General features: G+C 64.8%; 15 protein-coding genes and 2 pseudogenes. 12 read left to right on the forward strand and 5 right to left on the reverse strand.

Going from position 1 to position 14,387, the window contains the following annotated elements; translation table 11 throughout:
- Positions 1–92 precede the first annotated feature (92 nt).
- Together ACZ66Z_RS36340 and ACZ66Z_RS36345 are read right to left on the reverse strand one after the other, a co-directional pair.
- Positions 93–1,085: a hypothetical protein gene (locus ACZ66Z_RS36340; protein WP_469940243.1), complete on the reverse strand. Its 993-nt coding sequence runs from the start codon at positions 1,083–1,085 to the stop codon at positions 93–95.
- A 387-nt stretch (positions 1,086–1,472) separates the two neighbouring features.
- Complete coding sequence (locus ACZ66Z_RS36345) at positions 1,473–1,802, reverse strand: hypothetical protein (RefSeq protein WP_469940245.1); 330 nt, start codon at positions 1,800–1,802, stop codon at positions 1,473–1,475.
- 346 nt (positions 1,803–2,148) lie between these two features.
- Between ACZ66Z_RS36345 and ACZ66Z_RS36350 the strand changes: the two are divergent.
- From ACZ66Z_RS36350 to ACZ66Z_RS36370, 5 genes and pseudogenes are all read left to right on the forward strand, one after another.
- Positions 2,149–2,517, forward strand: a pseudogene (locus tag ACZ66Z_RS36350) (transposase family protein); the annotation flags it as partial.
- Positions 2,518–2,519: 2 nt separating this feature from the next.
- Positions 2,520–2,792, forward strand: a pseudogene (locus ACZ66Z_RS36355) (transposase family protein); the annotation flags it as partial.
- A 227-nt stretch (positions 2,793–3,019) separates the two neighbouring features.
- Entirely contained in the window at positions 3,020–3,226 is a 207-nt protein-coding gene (locus tag ACZ66Z_RS36360) for a hypothetical protein (RefSeq protein ID WP_469940247.1), read from the forward strand.
- Positions 3,227–3,599: 373 nt separating this feature from the next.
- Complete coding sequence (locus tag ACZ66Z_RS36365; protein ID WP_469940249.1) at positions 3,600–4,553, forward strand: hypothetical protein; 954 nt, start codon at positions 3,600–3,602, stop codon at positions 4,551–4,553.
- Between the two features lie 124 nt (positions 4,554–4,677).
- The gene (locus tag ACZ66Z_RS36370) at positions 4,678–5,547 is read left to right on the forward strand and encodes a transposase (protein ID WP_469940250.1); all 870 of its coding nucleotides are present in this window, start codon (positions 4,678–4,680) and stop codon (positions 5,545–5,547) included.
- A gap of 176 nt (positions 5,548–5,723) precedes the next feature.
- Here ACZ66Z_RS36370 and ACZ66Z_RS36375 read toward each other — a convergent pair whose 3' ends face one another.
- The 3 genes from ACZ66Z_RS36375 to ACZ66Z_RS36385 all read right to left on the reverse strand — a co-directional run bounded on the left by ACZ66Z_RS36375 (position 5,724) and on the right by ACZ66Z_RS36385 (position 10,231).
- On the reverse strand, positions 5,724–6,533 hold the full coding sequence (locus ACZ66Z_RS36375) for a hypothetical protein (protein WP_469940252.1): 810 nt from the start codon (positions 6,531–6,533) through the stop codon (positions 5,724–5,726).
- Positions 6,534–7,025: 492 nt separating this feature from the next.
- On the reverse strand, positions 7,026–8,174 hold the full coding sequence (locus tag ACZ66Z_RS36380; protein WP_469940254.1) for a pentapeptide repeat-containing protein: 1,149 nt from the start codon (positions 8,172–8,174) through the stop codon (positions 7,026–7,028).
- 947 nt (positions 8,175–9,121) lie between these two features.
- Entirely contained in the window at positions 9,122–10,231 is a 1,110-nt protein-coding gene (locus ACZ66Z_RS36385) for an ABC transporter substrate-binding protein (protein WP_469940256.1), read from the reverse strand.
- A gap of 172 nt (positions 10,232–10,403) precedes the next feature.
- On the opposite strand from ACZ66Z_RS36385, the gene ACZ66Z_RS36390 reads away from it, so the two are divergent.
- The 7 genes from ACZ66Z_RS36390 (at position 10,404) to ACZ66Z_RS36420 (ending at position 14,300) form a co-directional block, all read left to right on the forward strand.
- Positions 10,404–10,898 (forward strand): MarR family winged helix-turn-helix transcriptional regulator, encoded by a 495-nt coding sequence (locus ACZ66Z_RS36390; protein WP_469940257.1) that lies wholly within the window; start codon positions 10,404–10,406, stop codon positions 10,896–10,898.
- 328 nt (positions 10,899–11,226) lie between these two features.
- A complete protein-coding gene (locus ACZ66Z_RS36395; protein ID WP_469940258.1) occupies positions 11,227–11,529 on the forward strand; it encodes a transposase in 303 nt (100 codons plus the stop codon).
- 13 nt (positions 11,530–11,542) lie between these two features.
- Positions 11,543–11,839 carry a hypothetical protein gene (locus tag ACZ66Z_RS36400; protein WP_469940259.1) on the forward strand — a complete coding sequence of 99 codons (297 nt, stop codon included), beginning with the start codon at positions 11,543–11,545 and terminating at the stop codon, positions 11,837–11,839.
- 253 nt (positions 11,840–12,092) lie between these two features.
- Positions 12,093–12,578 (forward strand): WapI family immunity protein, encoded by a 486-nt coding sequence (locus ACZ66Z_RS36405; protein WP_469940260.1) that lies wholly within the window; start codon positions 12,093–12,095, stop codon positions 12,576–12,578.
- A 72-nt stretch (positions 12,579–12,650) separates the two neighbouring features.
- On the forward strand, positions 12,651–13,106 hold the full coding sequence (locus ACZ66Z_RS36410) for a hypothetical protein (RefSeq protein WP_469940262.1): 456 nt from the start codon (positions 12,651–12,653) through the stop codon (positions 13,104–13,106).
- An 82-nt stretch (positions 13,107–13,188) separates the two neighbouring features.
- Positions 13,189–14,022, forward strand: a complete 834-nt coding sequence (locus tag ACZ66Z_RS36415; RefSeq protein ID WP_469940263.1) for a transposase family protein — start codon at positions 13,189–13,191, stop codon at positions 14,020–14,022.
- A 38-nt stretch (positions 14,023–14,060) separates the two neighbouring features.
- The gene (locus ACZ66Z_RS36420; protein WP_469940265.1) at positions 14,061–14,300 is read left to right on the forward strand and encodes a hypothetical protein; all 240 of its coding nucleotides are present in this window, start codon (positions 14,061–14,063) and stop codon (positions 14,298–14,300) included.
- The last annotated feature ends 87 nt before the right edge of the window (positions 14,301–14,387 follow it).

Raw genomic sequence — 14,387 nt, forward strand, 5'->3', positions numbered from 1 at the left:
GTGAGATCACCACGCCAACGACCAGGGGCCCTGCCTCGTCACCACCCTCGCTGATCAGCTCTTTTCACCCTCCAGCACAGGATGAAAGAGGCTCACTGAGCGTGAATCGGGGAAATTGAAAGAGCGCCATCACGCGGCGTTCGACTAACGATGAACGCTTCGAGCTCAGAATCCTTTAGGGCGATTTCGTAAGCCTCTTCCGAAATACTTTGCATCAAGGCCTTAAACTCTTCCCAGTCCTTCTTGTGGAAAGCGTATAGAAACTTCACCGCGCCCTTGAAATCATCATTAACGTGCGGGCAGTAGAAGGAGGCGTCCTCTGGGAAGTATTTCACACGCACTTTATTTGCTTCAGCGAATAGCTTTGCCAGGGCGGACGCATCGGTAAAGCCATTCGTGACTACGTTCGCATGGCGATAGAAGATAAATTCTGCAATCCTCGCATCCTCTGCTTGCGCCATAAGGATCGATATCGGCGAAGTCGCGGTCTTCGATTCCTTAATGTCTAGATTGTCCTTACTGTCTAGATCCTCACCGTTCAGATCCTTACCATCTAGCCATTGCGCAAATTTTCCATCGTAAAGGTGCCCCGCCTTCTTGTCCTCATAAAGAAGTTTCATCCTGTTATTAAGGACCTCCCTTGAGGCCTCATCCAGGATGTTCCGGCTCGTTACGGTGGGCTGGGTTGTCGACCAATCGTAGCGGCAGGCGAGTAGGTCAATGGGTGTGGATCCGAATCGCCCCAGCAGACCTTGACAGTTATGGATTCCATCCTCACAAGTCGTGCCGTCCGCCTTAGGCTCGCACATGCGAAGCATATCTGGCAGGTTTCCTCCCACAATCTGCACGGCTTGCTTCCCGCTAAAGTCAGGTGAGTTTACCAGAGTAAGGATTTCCTGAACCCAGTCAGCCTCCGCCTTCCCGAAGTAGTAGTTTGGAATTTCGGCCGACGCCGAAGGGAGTCGAACTTCGTGCCCCTGTGAAATCAAGTGCGCCATCACATTGACAGTTTTGATCAACCCAGCAGTTTCAGGGAGTGCGTAAAATCGTAGACGCTGCTGATCCTCGAGGGACAGGCGCAGCATCTGACGCTCATTAGGGGCATGGACTCCGTGGGCTACAAGGTAGATGCGATTTTCGGGAGGTTCTGCCGCCATAGGGGCTTCGACAAGCGGAGGAGCAGAGGGGGCGTGCGTCACCCTGTCCCTCTCGGCTCGTACACGCTTAAGCGAGGAAAGGCCCTTCATAACCCTTCTGGACACTACAGTGAATCGAATATTACGCACATTCTCCCGCGGCTCCCTTGATAGTGCACTTTTCCAGAAATGATCTTCGCTGAGCGTGTCGACGAGCTTTTGCACTCCGCCGTTAAGGGGCATTACTTTCTCTTTCCTTAGAGGAGATGATTGCTCATGGAGTGGTCGACATGAGGCGTTCCGCACCCCGTGGAAGAAAACTTAAGACGAAAACTTTTACGAGGCGAGAGCTCTTTCTGCTGCTATGGGGAGCGCTTCGGTTAGGCTTTCCTCGGTCACTTCGATATCATTTTCGCTTATCACTCGCAGGATGATCTGGGCGAGTGCGTCTTCGAATTCTTCCAGACCCGGTTCATCGGGGAGATCTTCGGACCGAGGCGGCAGGGGAAGGAGGGAGGCAGCCTTCAGGGATAGCTCGGCTAGCTTTTCCTGGGGCAAGGTACCGAAATCGGAATTCTCGCACCAAGCGGTAAACTTAGGCGATCCCTTAAGAGCTTCGATGAGATCGGCGATTTTCTGGTCGACAGTTACTTCTTGAGGAGGCATGGGTTTCCCTTTTCCGAGATCTGGATACCTCGTTCTCGGCTGGAGAACGAGAGGTTTGCATCGGCCGGCCCTGTACCACCGGTCTCGAGGTTGCCCGGAGCGTCGCCGGCCAGCAGGTACCAGGCGGGCACGGTATCGGCCTGGCGTCCAGAGAGCGGAACATGATGGCGAGGTGCCGGGTGGCGCTCGAAGCCTGCGCGAGTCATGGCTCTTGCTGCTGCCAGAGGGAGCCCCTGGCCCGTTTCCTTGCGTCTCTTCACTTGCTCTTACAACAAGGTAAAAGATCCCTGAACCCCCAGCAGGGCTTGACAGGCAGGCAAGAGGGCACCTGCACTTTCCCTCGTGCAGTGGGGTGACGGCCTGGCGGCGGCTACGGGACCGGACCGAGGCCGGCGCCTGGCTCTGCCTGCACGAAGCGCTCCTGGCCGAGCTGCGCAAAGCCGGCCTGCTGGACAGGGACGACCCCGCGATCGACGGCTCGCAGCGCGGTCGGGCAGCAGATACCATCTGATCACCGACCGGCACGGTATCCCTCTCGTCGTGATTCTGACCGGCGGAAGCAGGCACGACGTCACCCAGCTGATGCCCCTGCTGGACGCGATCCCCGCATGTTGCCGGTCCGGGCATCACACCGAAAATCGCTTGCCGAGGTGTTCCGCACGGCTCCGGACTGGGCAAGGCCCGCTGGGTCGTGGAGCGGACCTTCGCCTGGCTCGCCAGGCCTGCCTCACCCGGCAGATCCTCGTCCTCGTCGACCGCGCCTACCAAGGCGGCGGCGCCGCTGTCCGAACCCCCTACCACCACCGCGAACAACCCACCCGCTACCAGCAATTCAACCGCGATCACGCACGACTGAGAGTTCCCGGCGAACGCGCCTGCGCGCAGCTGAAGCCCTGGCGAATCCTCCGCCGGGCCAGATGCTCCACCCGACGCATCAGCACCATCGTCCAGGCCGTTCACACCCTGTTGACCTGCGTCTATTCAGGATGAAAAAGCTCAGTCACACTTCTAGGCTTTATTTCATGACATCTGCAGCCGTGCACAGTTGCGCGGGTGCGGATGCTGAGCGGGAGACGGCATCTCCCGCCGCTCAGAAGGCCGGGGCGGCCCACGCGGAGACGTGGTTCTGCCCGAAGGCGACCCCGCCGTTGCGGGGCCGGTTGAAGGCGGACCCCACGTGGGCGGTGGCGTGCGGGCGAAGGGCGGAACGCCCGCGGGTGGGGGCTCCCGTCGTGCTCCAGGGTCCGGCCGTCGACGGGGGCGACGACGAGTCGCCCGCTCCGGGTGGTACGGAACCCGTCCTCGTACGGCCCCCGCAGCAGAGGGCTCCTGGTGAGCTCCGGGGCGGGGCCGGAGAGGCGGGGCAAGTCGGCAAGCACGAGCCCGGCGCCACCGACTTCTACTACGGCGAGATGGAAATGTGACTGGCGCGCAGAACCCACCCCGACGATGCGCCTAGCAATCACGACGACCGGCCCGTCGCCGAGAGGAATCCCCGCCACGTCACCGGGAAGGCTGCGCGCAGATCAGAGCCTCGCCCCTTCCTAGCTGCGGAGGCTATCTGGTCTCCTGGGCACCACTGCCAGCGCCACCGATCTGGGTCCTTTCGGGCAAGGGATCTGCCTCGATCTGTTCCCGGGCAGGGCCTCCATCGTGAGTGCCCGTGGGGGAGAGTGAGGGGAGATCATCTCACCGGCCGGTGTCTGCCACCCCGGTAGGACATTTCTACTGAGACATGCCTGGATTGTACCGCGCCCGGCGGTACGGCTCGGGATACTACCATCAGGAGTACCTTTCATGCCCGTAACACAGGACGTAATCATCCGAGCCAGGGACTACCTGATTAATCCCGAGGCAACTCCCGAGGTGATCCAAGCCGCGGAACTCCTAAACACCTTCCTCTCCGACTCGGGTTTCTGGCGTACCGACGATTCCGCTACGTCCCTGAGTTCTCTTCTGTCCGATGTCGACGACAGTTCGTTCCAGGTGGCAGTGCTGTCTGCCGAGCAGGGCGGGCCTGATGATCTCCTCGCCTGGGTCCGCTACCTCACCTCCCCTCAGTCCTCCGAATCAGACACGGGCGGGGCCGTCTACACCGACATCACCGCCGTCGAATGGGCGGTCGGCTGGTGGCAGGCATACGACAACGCCCACGAATGCTGGGTGTATGTACAGAGCGAGACGATGCCAAACGGTCGCACCGAAGGCTGGGTTCCCCGCTACACCAATATCACCGAAGTCGCAGACCTCGAGGGTTGGTGGCAGGCCTACGACAACCCGGCCGGCGCTTGGATGTACGTCGCGCATCCCGCCGAGCCCGACGAGCACACTGACGGCTGGCAGTCCGCCCCGCCTGTCTACAGCCACATCGGCGCCGCCGAACAGCCTCCCACCTCCTTCGGGACCTGGTGGCAGGGGTACAACACGCGGACCGGCGCCTGGATGTACACCGAGGGAGCAAACCGGCCAGATGACTACAGCACTTGGCTGTCTACCGAACAGGCATACGTCGTTGCCTCCGGCGACGTAGGCCACCCCACCAGCGGGCCCGAGAACTCAACCGGGGATGTGCAGAGCGCCGGGGCCAACGCGCCTACTGACCTTGGCGAGGAGATCGACGAGACGCTCCGAGCATTCCAGGAGACTCTCCCTCAGATCCTGAATGACATCTTCACCGAACGGCCTGACCTCGCCGACATGACGCAGGAGCAGGTCGCTCAAGCAGTCCACCTCGCACTCATCGACAATTAACGAGCTCGTGCACGGTTAGCGGTGAGGCTTCGGGTTCTGGATCGTCGATCATGGCTGCGTGGTGGGGAAGGGGACGCGCGCAGCAATCATCAGTGACCGGAGGATCACGGGCCTGTCTGCTGCTGTGATCGCTGAACTCGTGGCCGAAGTGGGGCCGTTGTGGCATGAACTGCACAAGGCCAGGCTTGCCTCTCGACCGCGGAAGCGGGCTGTGGGAGCCGGTGCGAAGCACCGGCTGGTGTTCGTCGACCGGCTCCTGGCCACTCTCGTGCATCTTCGCCATGGGGTTACTCATGACGTGTTGGCCTGTTGGTTCGGCGTGGACCGCTCCACCGTTAAGCGGGCCATCGGCGAGGTGCGGCCCCTGCTCGCGGAACGAGGATGCACCATCGGCCCCGCCGTGCGGCTGCGAACCCTTGCCGAGGTTGTGGACCATCTCGGCGCGACCGGGAAGACCGGCATTATCGACGGTACCGAGATCCGGGTCCGCCGCCCGGCCGTCGGCCGCAAGGACCGGGACAGGTTCATCTCTGGCAAAAACAAGCAGAACGCAGTGAAGGCCATGGTCTTCACCGACGGGGACGGGCGACTGCTGTTCTGCAGCCCGACCAAACCCGGAAGCTGCGCGGACATCACCCACGCCCGTGAGTTAGGGCTGGTCAAGCTGCTGACCGACGGTCCAGCGGTGGAGATCCTCGCGGACGCCGGTTACCAGGGCCTCGGGGCCCAGACCGGCGGACGCGTGGTGACGCCACCCCACCGAAAGTTCAAGAAGAATGCCCCGGACTGGTACGAGGAGATGTACAAGCGACAGCGCAAGGCACACTCTTCGCGCCGTATCCGGGGCGAGCACGGCATCGCCCACCTGAAGAACTGGCGAGCCCTGGCCCGGCACCTCGGCCGCCGCGAGCACATGAGCGACACCATCCAGGCAGTGGCCGGCCTGCTGTCGCACCAGCAGACCGTGGACCTGAGCTCGACACGACAGGCGTGAGCGCAGACCACACCGAGGTTCTCGACGTCCCACCGCTAACCGTGCACGAGCTCGTTAGGTGTGTTGGCCTGGCTGGGCGATTTGGATGGTCCGTGAGGCAGGACAGTGAAGCAAGTCCGGTGGCACCCCCGGTCCAGTCGGGAAGCACCGGCACCTCGTCGGGGGCTCTGCTCGCGTCACTCCGCGGGCGTGATCCGCCAGGTGCCGCGTCGTACGTCGAGCGTCGCGGTGAGGTCGGCCTGCGGGAACGGGACGCCCAGCCGCCACGGGTCCGACAGGGCAGCCAGCCCGACGGTGGCCAGATCCTCGGTGACGTTGCCCAGGGCTCCGATCCAGTGAGGTGCGGTGCCGATCAGTTGCTCGGGCAGCCAGGTCTCGGGCTCGGGAACGCGTGAGAAGGGCTCCTCGATGAGTTCGGCGAGGGCGGAGCCGGCCAGCAGGGCCAGCAGCCGCGCCAGGACCGCGGCAGGCAGGGCGGGGTCGCGGGTCTCCAACATCACGTAGCAGTCGTCATGGCCCGAGAACCACACACGGGAGTCTCCCAAACGGCTCAGGAGCGGCTCATCGATGCCGGTCGTGCCGAGCACGAGGGCGAGCTCGTCAAGCTGCTCCGGGGTCACATCGGCAGGCACGTCGATCAGAGTCAGCTCGTACGGCGACCAGGTGCCGTCGAGCAGACGGAGCAGGAGGTCGCGGTCCATCACCAGGAACTCCTCCGCGAGTCCCTTCGTGCCGGACGCCCAGGCTCCGAGGGGGTGGACCGTGCACGGCACGCCGTGCTCGGCCGCGATCAGCGCGGGCCGCAGGGAATGCCAGTCCTCATCCAGGTAGGAGTTGGTCTCCAGCGACACCACCGCCACCGTGTCGTTCGCCACGGCCACGAGCAGGTCGGCTAGCTCGCCCGCCTGGGCCGCGCCGGCGGCCACCCGCCACAGCCCCTCGGCCTCGCGGACACTGAAGCTCAAGGGGAAGGGCCGGCGCTCCACGCCGACACTGTTCACACTGAATGCGCCCCGCTGTCCTACCTCGATCACTGCCCCACCCCGGAGAAACCGCCGGCCGCCCTGCCCAGCCCGCACGCACCAATCATCGCCGGTCAGCAGGGCCGGCTTGCCACGGCAGGCCACCCTCGACGTGGGCGGAGTCCGGAGAACACGGCCGCCGGGACCTGAGCGCTGTAGCTGACCGGACAGACCATTCGCCGCCAGCCATCCCTCCAGCACGCAACCGGCCGTTCTCCCGCCGAGCAAGGCGCCACCTGTGCGCTGATCGTGGGCCCCGCTCTCGACTACTGCCTGAGGAGCGTCACCCGGGCCGCCCCGCCTGCAAAGGATGACACCACCAGGATCTCGCTGGGACAGGTCCTGCTGCTTGCACCTGTAGCCCTCGCACTCACGGTGGCCGCACGCCAGCGGAGAAAGACTCGGTAACCTTCATCCTTGTCTGCGGGCGGCATGCTGCTTCCACCTGGCCGGGGGTCATGAAGATGGCAGACCGCGCGCGCCGTCGGTTTTCGCGCCGGTGAGGAGGGCCCCGGTGAGGTTCGCACCGCGGAGGTCGGCGCGGGTGAGGTTCGCGCCGTGGAGGTCGGCCTTGGTGAGGTTTACGCCCCGAAGATCGGCGTCGGTCAGGTCGGCGCCGGTCAGGTCGGTCCAGGTCAGGTTCGCACTCTCGGCAATGCTGTTGCCGGTCTTGGCGATCTCGGCCTCGACGGATGGGTCGGCCGTGCTGAACTTCGCATGGTTGAGGGATGCCCGCGTCAGAGAAGCGCCCGTCAAGTCCGCGTCGACCAGGATCGCGCTCTGCATGTTCACAATGGGAAGGATCGCCCCCCTTATGTCCGCGTCCCAGAGCATCGCGTGAGACAGATCGGTCGGCTTGGCGGGGAACGCCGCCGCTCCTGCCGCCACCTCCACGTCGCGGAAGTTCGTTCCCGCGAGCGACGCGCCTGACAAGTTCGTCTCCGCGATGAACGCACCGGTCAGAACCGCATAGTCCAGTTGCGCTTCGGTCAGATCCACACGCACCAGCCTCCCCCCGTCCAATCTTGCATCGACGAGGCTGGAGCGCCTCAGGTCGAGCCCCGCGAGTGTGGAGTGCCGAAAGTCCGTGCCCTCCAGAACCGCGTACCGAAGAGACGCCTGGGTGCGTGGGAACTTCTTGGCACCAGGGGTCCCCGCGATCTCCTTGGCATCCCAAGTGGTCAGCATCAGCCCCCGGAGATCCGTAGCGCTCCAGTCGAGGTACGCGCTCCCGTCCTTGCCAGGACGACGACGAAGCAGCACATTCGTCGCAGCCGCCACATCGGTAGGGGCTTTGATCTTGTCGGCCACGAGCACATCCTCCGCCTCCTTCGCGAAGCCCGCCGTCGGCACTGGCGCGTGGCGGCGTACGTACGCGGAGAGGACAGAGATCACGCGCGGCTGGTCGCGCGGGGAGTCCTGCATGATGCGCTCCAGGGCGTAGATGCCGCCGAACCGCACGTCGAGCGAGGGAGAGCCGAGGTTGGTGATCGCGTCGTTGAAGCGCGTGGTGAGCTGGCCCTGCTCGGCGACTCGCACCTCTCGCCAGGTGAACTGGAGGGCCGCGACCGCCGCCAGGCCGGGGAGAACCGCCGCGAGAATCACCAGCCACTGGGAGCGGCCGGCGCCAGCACCGGCCGCTCCCCGACGGCGACGCCCACGCCGGGCCTCACGGCGGCGCGCGGTCCGGTCGAGCCACCCACGGCGTGTGTTTCCCCTCACCGGTCCATGACAGTCGACACGGAGTGTCCCGGCCCGGAGCCACACCGGCTGGGGCACCCGGTTGACACAGAGGCGGCCCGGCGTAGGTAGCGGGTGCATGGATATGGGTGGGGACTGCCGGGAGCCGGCCGGCGTGGGAGCTGCTGATGCCCGCCGCCGAGGCGCGACTGCCGGGGGAGTGGGCTACCGGGGAGTGGGAGTTGCCCGGCGCCTGGGGTCTCATCCAAGACCGGGCAGCGCTACGTGCTCGACGCGCAGTGGCATCTGGAGAAGCAAGGAAGCAAGATCACACCCGGCACGAACACGTTGCGTCCAGGAGGGAGACGACGCCTCAACCAAGGCCGCCTCCAACCCACTCGTCATCTCTGGCACGACCAGACAGTCTCATGCCTCAAGAAGAAGATCGAACCCGGGGTAGAAGCTGCCCACATGCTTGACGAAGAACATAGAGCCCCCCGCGAAGGGGGGCGTCGCGTGCTGCCCAGTTCGGCTCCAGAGCGACCTGCTAGGGGAACCCGATGCTGGACATCTCCTACCCACGACGCGGGAGGGGCTGGGCAACGAGGGTGAGTAGTTCCATTGTTGTTGGATGCCGAGCAGGGTGTTGACGGGTGTTCACGTACCGCATGCGGTCGTCGGCCGCAGCCGCGCCGACGTGGCGATGCTCTCAGCGGCGGCTTGACACCGACGCCCGGCACCCTTGGCTCACTCTCTCGTGACTTGCCACCGCCTCGCCGTGCGATCCCCTGGCGCACGCAGGCGCCGAGACGCGCGGTGCAGCCTCAGCCGCCTGGGCGCGCCTGCCCTGTAGGGTCGACGAAGACCGTGTGTCAGGGGGCCTGGGTGCCGTCCTGGGCGATGGGGTAGAGGCCGAGTACGCCGGCGGGATCGGACGGATTGGCTCCCTTGACGTCACCGACGTAGAGGTTGATGCGGGCCTTGTAGCGGTCGAGCGCGGCGCGGTCGTTCATGAACTTGCCGAGGCCGAGCGGGTTCATGTTCTTGTAGTCGAAGATGTCTTTGAGGCCGGCGGGGGCGGCGACGTCGGTGCGTGCGCTCCAGGTGCCGATGGCGTTTTGCTGGGTGTCCTTGGAGAGCAGCCAGCTCATGTAGAGCTTGGCGGCGGCCTTGTGCGGAGCGGCCTTGAGGATGGCGCCGGTCTGTGGCCAGGCGACCCAGGGCGACTTTGCCGGGATGGTGGACGTGGACAGGCCGCTGTAGCTGCGGGATGCACCGAAGTTCGCGACGAGACCGTCAGTGCCTACCAGGTCGGCGGCGTCCGCGGTGCCCCGGACGAACCTGGGGTGCTGGTCGAGCAGCTTCTTCAGGTAATCCCAGCCGTAGGTGTCGGTCAGCTGCTTGAAGTAGTAGAGGACGGCGTCGTCGTCGTTGGGGTAGGTGAAGACGAGCTTGTTTCGGAACTCCGGCTTGAGGAAGTCCTGGGCCTCTACTGGGGCGTTGTCGCCGAGCGTGGTGGCAGTGACGTTGCCGAAGCCGTAGAAGAACAGGCCAGTGTAGTAGCCATCCTTGTCTTTGATCTGGTTGTAAATCTTGTTCCATCCGACCGGCTTGTACTGCTGGAGGGCGCCTGCCTTCTTCCAGCGTGAGAAGTTGTCGATGGTCTGGAAGTGGACGACATCAGCAACGACCTTGCGCTCGTCGATCTGGTTGTCCACGCGGGCGTCGTGGTTCTTGCTGAAGTCGACGACGACGTCGATGTCGATCTTCGGGAACTTTTTGGCGAACGCGTCCTTAAGGTAGTCGGCCTGCCCAGGCTTGTCACCGCCGGCGTAGACGACCAGCCTGCCGCCCTCGGCGATGGCGCTGCGGTACAGCTTCTGCAGTTGAGCCTCTTCGGTCAGGCCTCCGACATGCGCCTTCGGGGCGTCGTGCGGAGGTTCTGCGGCCACGGCGACGGCGGTTCCGGTGGCGCCGAGCACGGCCAGGGCGCAGGCTGCCGCCCAAATCTTACGGTTTGTCCTCATTGTGACCCCTGATGATCGATTTCCTTGAACTTTCAAGATGTGGCGACCCTAGTGCATGTATTGCAAATCTGCAATACATGCACAAGCGGCCACCTCTCTCCCATCAGCCCTTGGCTAGGGTGAAACCATGGAACCCCGCTGGCTCACCTCCGAGCAGGAGCACACATGGCGCGCATACTGCGCCCTCACGCTGCTGCTCGAGGACACCATCGATCAACAGCTACGACGCGATGCAGGTATGACGCACCTGCACTACTGGGTCTTGGTCTACCTCTCAGACAGGCCTGATCGGCGCCTGCGTATGACAGACCTGGCCAAGGACCTCAAGATCGCCCGCACCAGACTCTCCTACACGATCCACCGCATGGAAGAGGCGGGCTGGGTGCGGCGCGAAGACAGCCCCGACGACAAACGCAGCCAGCTCGCGGTACTGACCGATGCAGGTGTGCAGGCCCTCCAGGGGGCTGCGCCCGGCCACGTCAGCTTGGTCCGAACCGCAGTCTTCGACCGCCTCACTCCCGAGCAGTCCCGCGTCCTGGGTGAGGCGTGCCAGATCATTCTCACAGGCCTGAGTGAGACGGGCGGCGCGCCCGCGGACACGGCCCCCCCCTGGCGTCGCTGAACGCACCCTCGCTGCCGTGCGTCGAGACCCAATGGTCCGACCACCGCCAGGGGCGGGCCCCAGGCGTACGACCGGCCCGCGACCGTGTCATCAGGGACGCCCATCCGGGCCAGTGGATCGGACCGATGACAACGCTTGGAGCCGCGCGCCCATACCTCGGAAGCGCGACCAGGCGCCCAGGCCGGGGCTCAGACCGCGTTCGAGATCTGCCGAGTCCCGTTGCTGGGAATCCCGCTGATCTCACCATGTGTGGTGTCGCGGGTGGGTATCCGTCGGACCTCACGGATGAACAGTGGGAACTGCTGGAGGCGTTGCTCCCGCGGCGTGGGTGGGGCCGAAGGACGGCCGACGGGAGAGGCATCCGGGGCGGCGGAGCGTAGACGCGATCTTCTTTGCGGTGCGGACCGGGTATGCCTGGGGGCAGCTGCCGAAGGACTTCGTACCCTGGGCAACGGTGCACTGGTACTGCACTTGGTGGCACAACGGTGGCACCGTTGAGCGTGTTCACGACGCCCTGTGCGGCAAGGTCCATGAAGCCGACAGCCGCGACGCAGAGCCGAGCGCGGGTCTGATCGACTCGCAGTCCCGTCCGCACCGCCGACACCGTCCCCGTTGCCACCCGGGGCATTGATGCAAGGACGAAGATGAAGGGCCGCAAGCGGTTCATCGTGACCGACGCCCTCGGGCTGGACTGGAAGCGGGCTTCGATGGCCGCGGCGCTGGGCTACCACGCCGCCGACCTGGAGCGTGGTCCTCGGTTGTGCTTCCACCTCAAGCCCGGCAGCTACGACACCCCCGGACTCATCGAGGTCTTGGAGCAGCTCAAGACGTTCTACCGCGGCGAGCGAGTGATCCTGGTCTGGGACGGGCTGTCCGCCCACTGGAGCCGGGCGATGCGGGCCTGGGTAGCCGAACAGGACTGGCTCACCCTGGAGCGATGACCCGCCTACGCGCTCGAGCTCAACCCGGTGGAACTGCTGTGAGCTTCCGCCAACCTGAAGTCGCAGTTCAAAGGGCTGGTGTGACCGGCTCTCGCGGTGCTCACGCTGCTCGTGGACGGGAGCCCATTGAGAAGATCGTCTGTCAGAGGTCGGGATTGTCGCCGAACGGAGTCCGAGGCAGCGCTGCCGGCCCGTGTACCGAAGTTGGGAAGCGCAGCCCGTTCCGCTGGCCAGCGCATGACATCCTGCCCTAATGCTCCTGAACGATCTCTCCAGCAGTGTCGACCTCCGCCCAGTGCGATATCAGTTCGCCACCGTTCGGGGCGACTCGTACGACGACAACTGGCTGGTCATTGACGGCAGGGTGATGACTCCTGAGGGAAGCTGGTCCTTCGCCGATCCGTGTCTGCTGACCGATGAGGCCCGCCAGGTGTCCGCGTGGCTGCGCGCGGTGGCCGCGGGGACGGTGGACGTCACCGAGCCTGATGCCGAAGGTGAGCTGTCGCCGGACACGTGGTTCATCGAGCCGGTCGTAGCTTTCAGCCTCGCCAATCGAACCGAAGGTGGGACTGCGGTGATTCGCGTTCATCTGTCCCTGGAGGCGGCACCTCCGTGGCAGCAGGATGAGGACGGGGATGACATCTACCAGTACGTCGTGGAGGTCAGATTGGACGCCGCAGCGCTGCTTCAAGCAGCTGACCAGTGGGATCTCTCTCTGGCTTCCCTCCCGGCCCGCTGATCCAGACACCTGACATCCCCGTTCAACCGATTCCCACCTGCTGGGGCCGGATGACCCTCTACGATCCGGTGCATGCTGGATCCCGAGTTGCTGGAACGGATCACCGCGCGGCGCGCGGAGCTGGACGAACTCGAAGAACAGCTGGCCAAACGGCTGATGGAGGTGCGGGCCGAGCGGGACGAACTCGCGGTGGCCGAACGCGTCCTTGAACGGATGACCGGGCAGCTCGTTGAGGAGCGTTCCTCAGCCCGGCCGACGCCGGGACAGGTGGGCGGCCGGGCGGTGATGCTGATCCCGCACCGCGAGCCGGGCGTGGAGGAGGACGCCCTGCCGTGGGACTACCAGCGCATCATCGCCGCCGTGCGGCAGGCAGCTGGACCGGTCATGGCCCGCGAGGTCGGCGAGGTGGTGGGGGTGGACATCAGCGTGAAGGCCAAGCTTGAACCACTACGCAGCAAGCTGATCAAACTCGTCGATCGCGGCTGGCTGCGGAAACTGCCTGACGGCCGGTTCACCACCCGCCTGTGACCAGCAGTACCGCCACTCGAAGCGGCTCGAAGCGGCTCGAAGCGGGCGTAACCGGCGTGCCCCCGGTGGCTGTTGGAGTTGTGTGACAAATACCGAAGAGCGCGTCGAGGACACCTGCCTGCATACCTACCAGTGCCGTCTGCCGCTGTCCACGCGCACCGTCAACCACCTCGCCGATCTACTACGACGCCATCTCAAGGAAATCCGGTCCCGGTGGCGGATCCTGGCGCCGGGGAAGATCGCGGTGATCGTCCTGGCAGTACTGCGCCACGATCAGCGCCTGGCCGACATGGCCGGCGGTAACAACGTGTCCGAGTCCACCGTCCGCCGCTGGCGCGACGAGCTGATCGGACTCCTCGCCGCCCAGGCCCCGCGACTGGACCGCGCCTTGAAGAAGGTCGCCAAGCAGGGCGGGGAGTTAGTCCTGATCGACGGCACCCTCATCCGCACCAGACGCCGCACCGGCAAGGCCGACCGGCGGAACTACTCCGGCAAGCACCACAGCCACGGCCTGCACTTCCTCGCCCTGACCGACGAGAACGGCCGCCTGATCTGGATATCCGCCGCCCGGCCCGGCCGCACCCACGACAACACCGCCGCCCGCCACGACCACATCCTGGCCCACCTACGCGCCGCCAGCCTCGGCGCCCTCGCCGACCTCGGCTTCCGCGGCCTGGACAACGACATCCGCGACCCCGTGATCATCACCGGCTACAGCGCCACCCGCACCCACAAGCTCACTCGAGGGCAGAAGGAGGCCAACCGAGTCCTCGCCGTCGGACGGGCACCGGTCGAGCATGGCTTCGCCCACCTCAAGAACTGGCGGATCCTCACCAAACTCCGCACCGACCCCGCCCGCGCCACCCGTCTTCTGCGCGCTCTGCTCGTCCTGACGAACCTCGAAGTCAACCGCTGACAGACGATCTACGGCTCAGACAGACGCCCGTGACAAGCGTGAGCACCGCGAGAGATGGTCACACCAGCCCTTTGACCTGCGACTTCAGGTTGGCGGAAGCTCTGTGGTCCTCACTGAAGAAACGCGAGCTGGCCAACCTCGCCGGCGACCATCTTGCCGATGTCGCCGACGTCGCCGAACAGGGCATCCATCGGATCAATGGCAACCCGCAACTGCCCTGGTCCTTCCTCACCCGCACCGGCCTGACCCTCCATCCACCGACCCCACCCAACTACTGAGGTTGAACTCGTGATGTCGCTGGGTTCAGGCGGGTCTGATGATCAGGCCAGTCTCGGCGAGGCAGCCGTCTATGAGGTCGCTGCGGT

The organism is Streptomyces sp. NPDC107498, assembly GCF_055582805.1.

Excerpts from the sequence above, each read along its gene's own strand:
- ACZ66Z_RS36405 (WP_469940260.1), top strand. The coding sequence starts at position 12,093 with ATGCTCCTGAACGATCTCTCCAGCAGTGTCGACCTCCGCCCAGTGCGA.
- ACZ66Z_RS36410 (WP_469940262.1), top strand. The coding sequence starts at position 12,651 with ATGCTGGATCCCGAGTTGCTGGAACGGATCACCGCGCGGCGCGCGGAG.
- ACZ66Z_RS36365 (WP_469940249.1), top strand. The coding sequence starts at position 3,600 with ATGCCCGTAACACAGGACGTAATCATCCGAGCCAGGGACTACCTGATT.
- ACZ66Z_RS36340 (WP_469940243.1), bottom strand. The coding sequence starts at position 1,085 with ATGCTGCGCCTGTCCCTCGAGGATCAGCAGCGTCTACGATTTTACGCA.
- ACZ66Z_RS36400 (WP_469940259.1), top strand. The coding sequence starts at position 11,543 with ATGAAGGGCCGCAAGCGGTTCATCGTGACCGACGCCCTCGGGCTGGAC.
- ACZ66Z_RS36345 (WP_469940245.1), bottom strand. The coding sequence starts at position 1,802 with ATGCCTCCTCAAGAAGTAACTGTCGACCAGAAAATCGCCGATCTCATC.
- ACZ66Z_RS36390 (WP_469940257.1), top strand. The coding sequence starts at position 10,404 with ATGGAACCCCGCTGGCTCACCTCCGAGCAGGAGCACACATGGCGCGCA.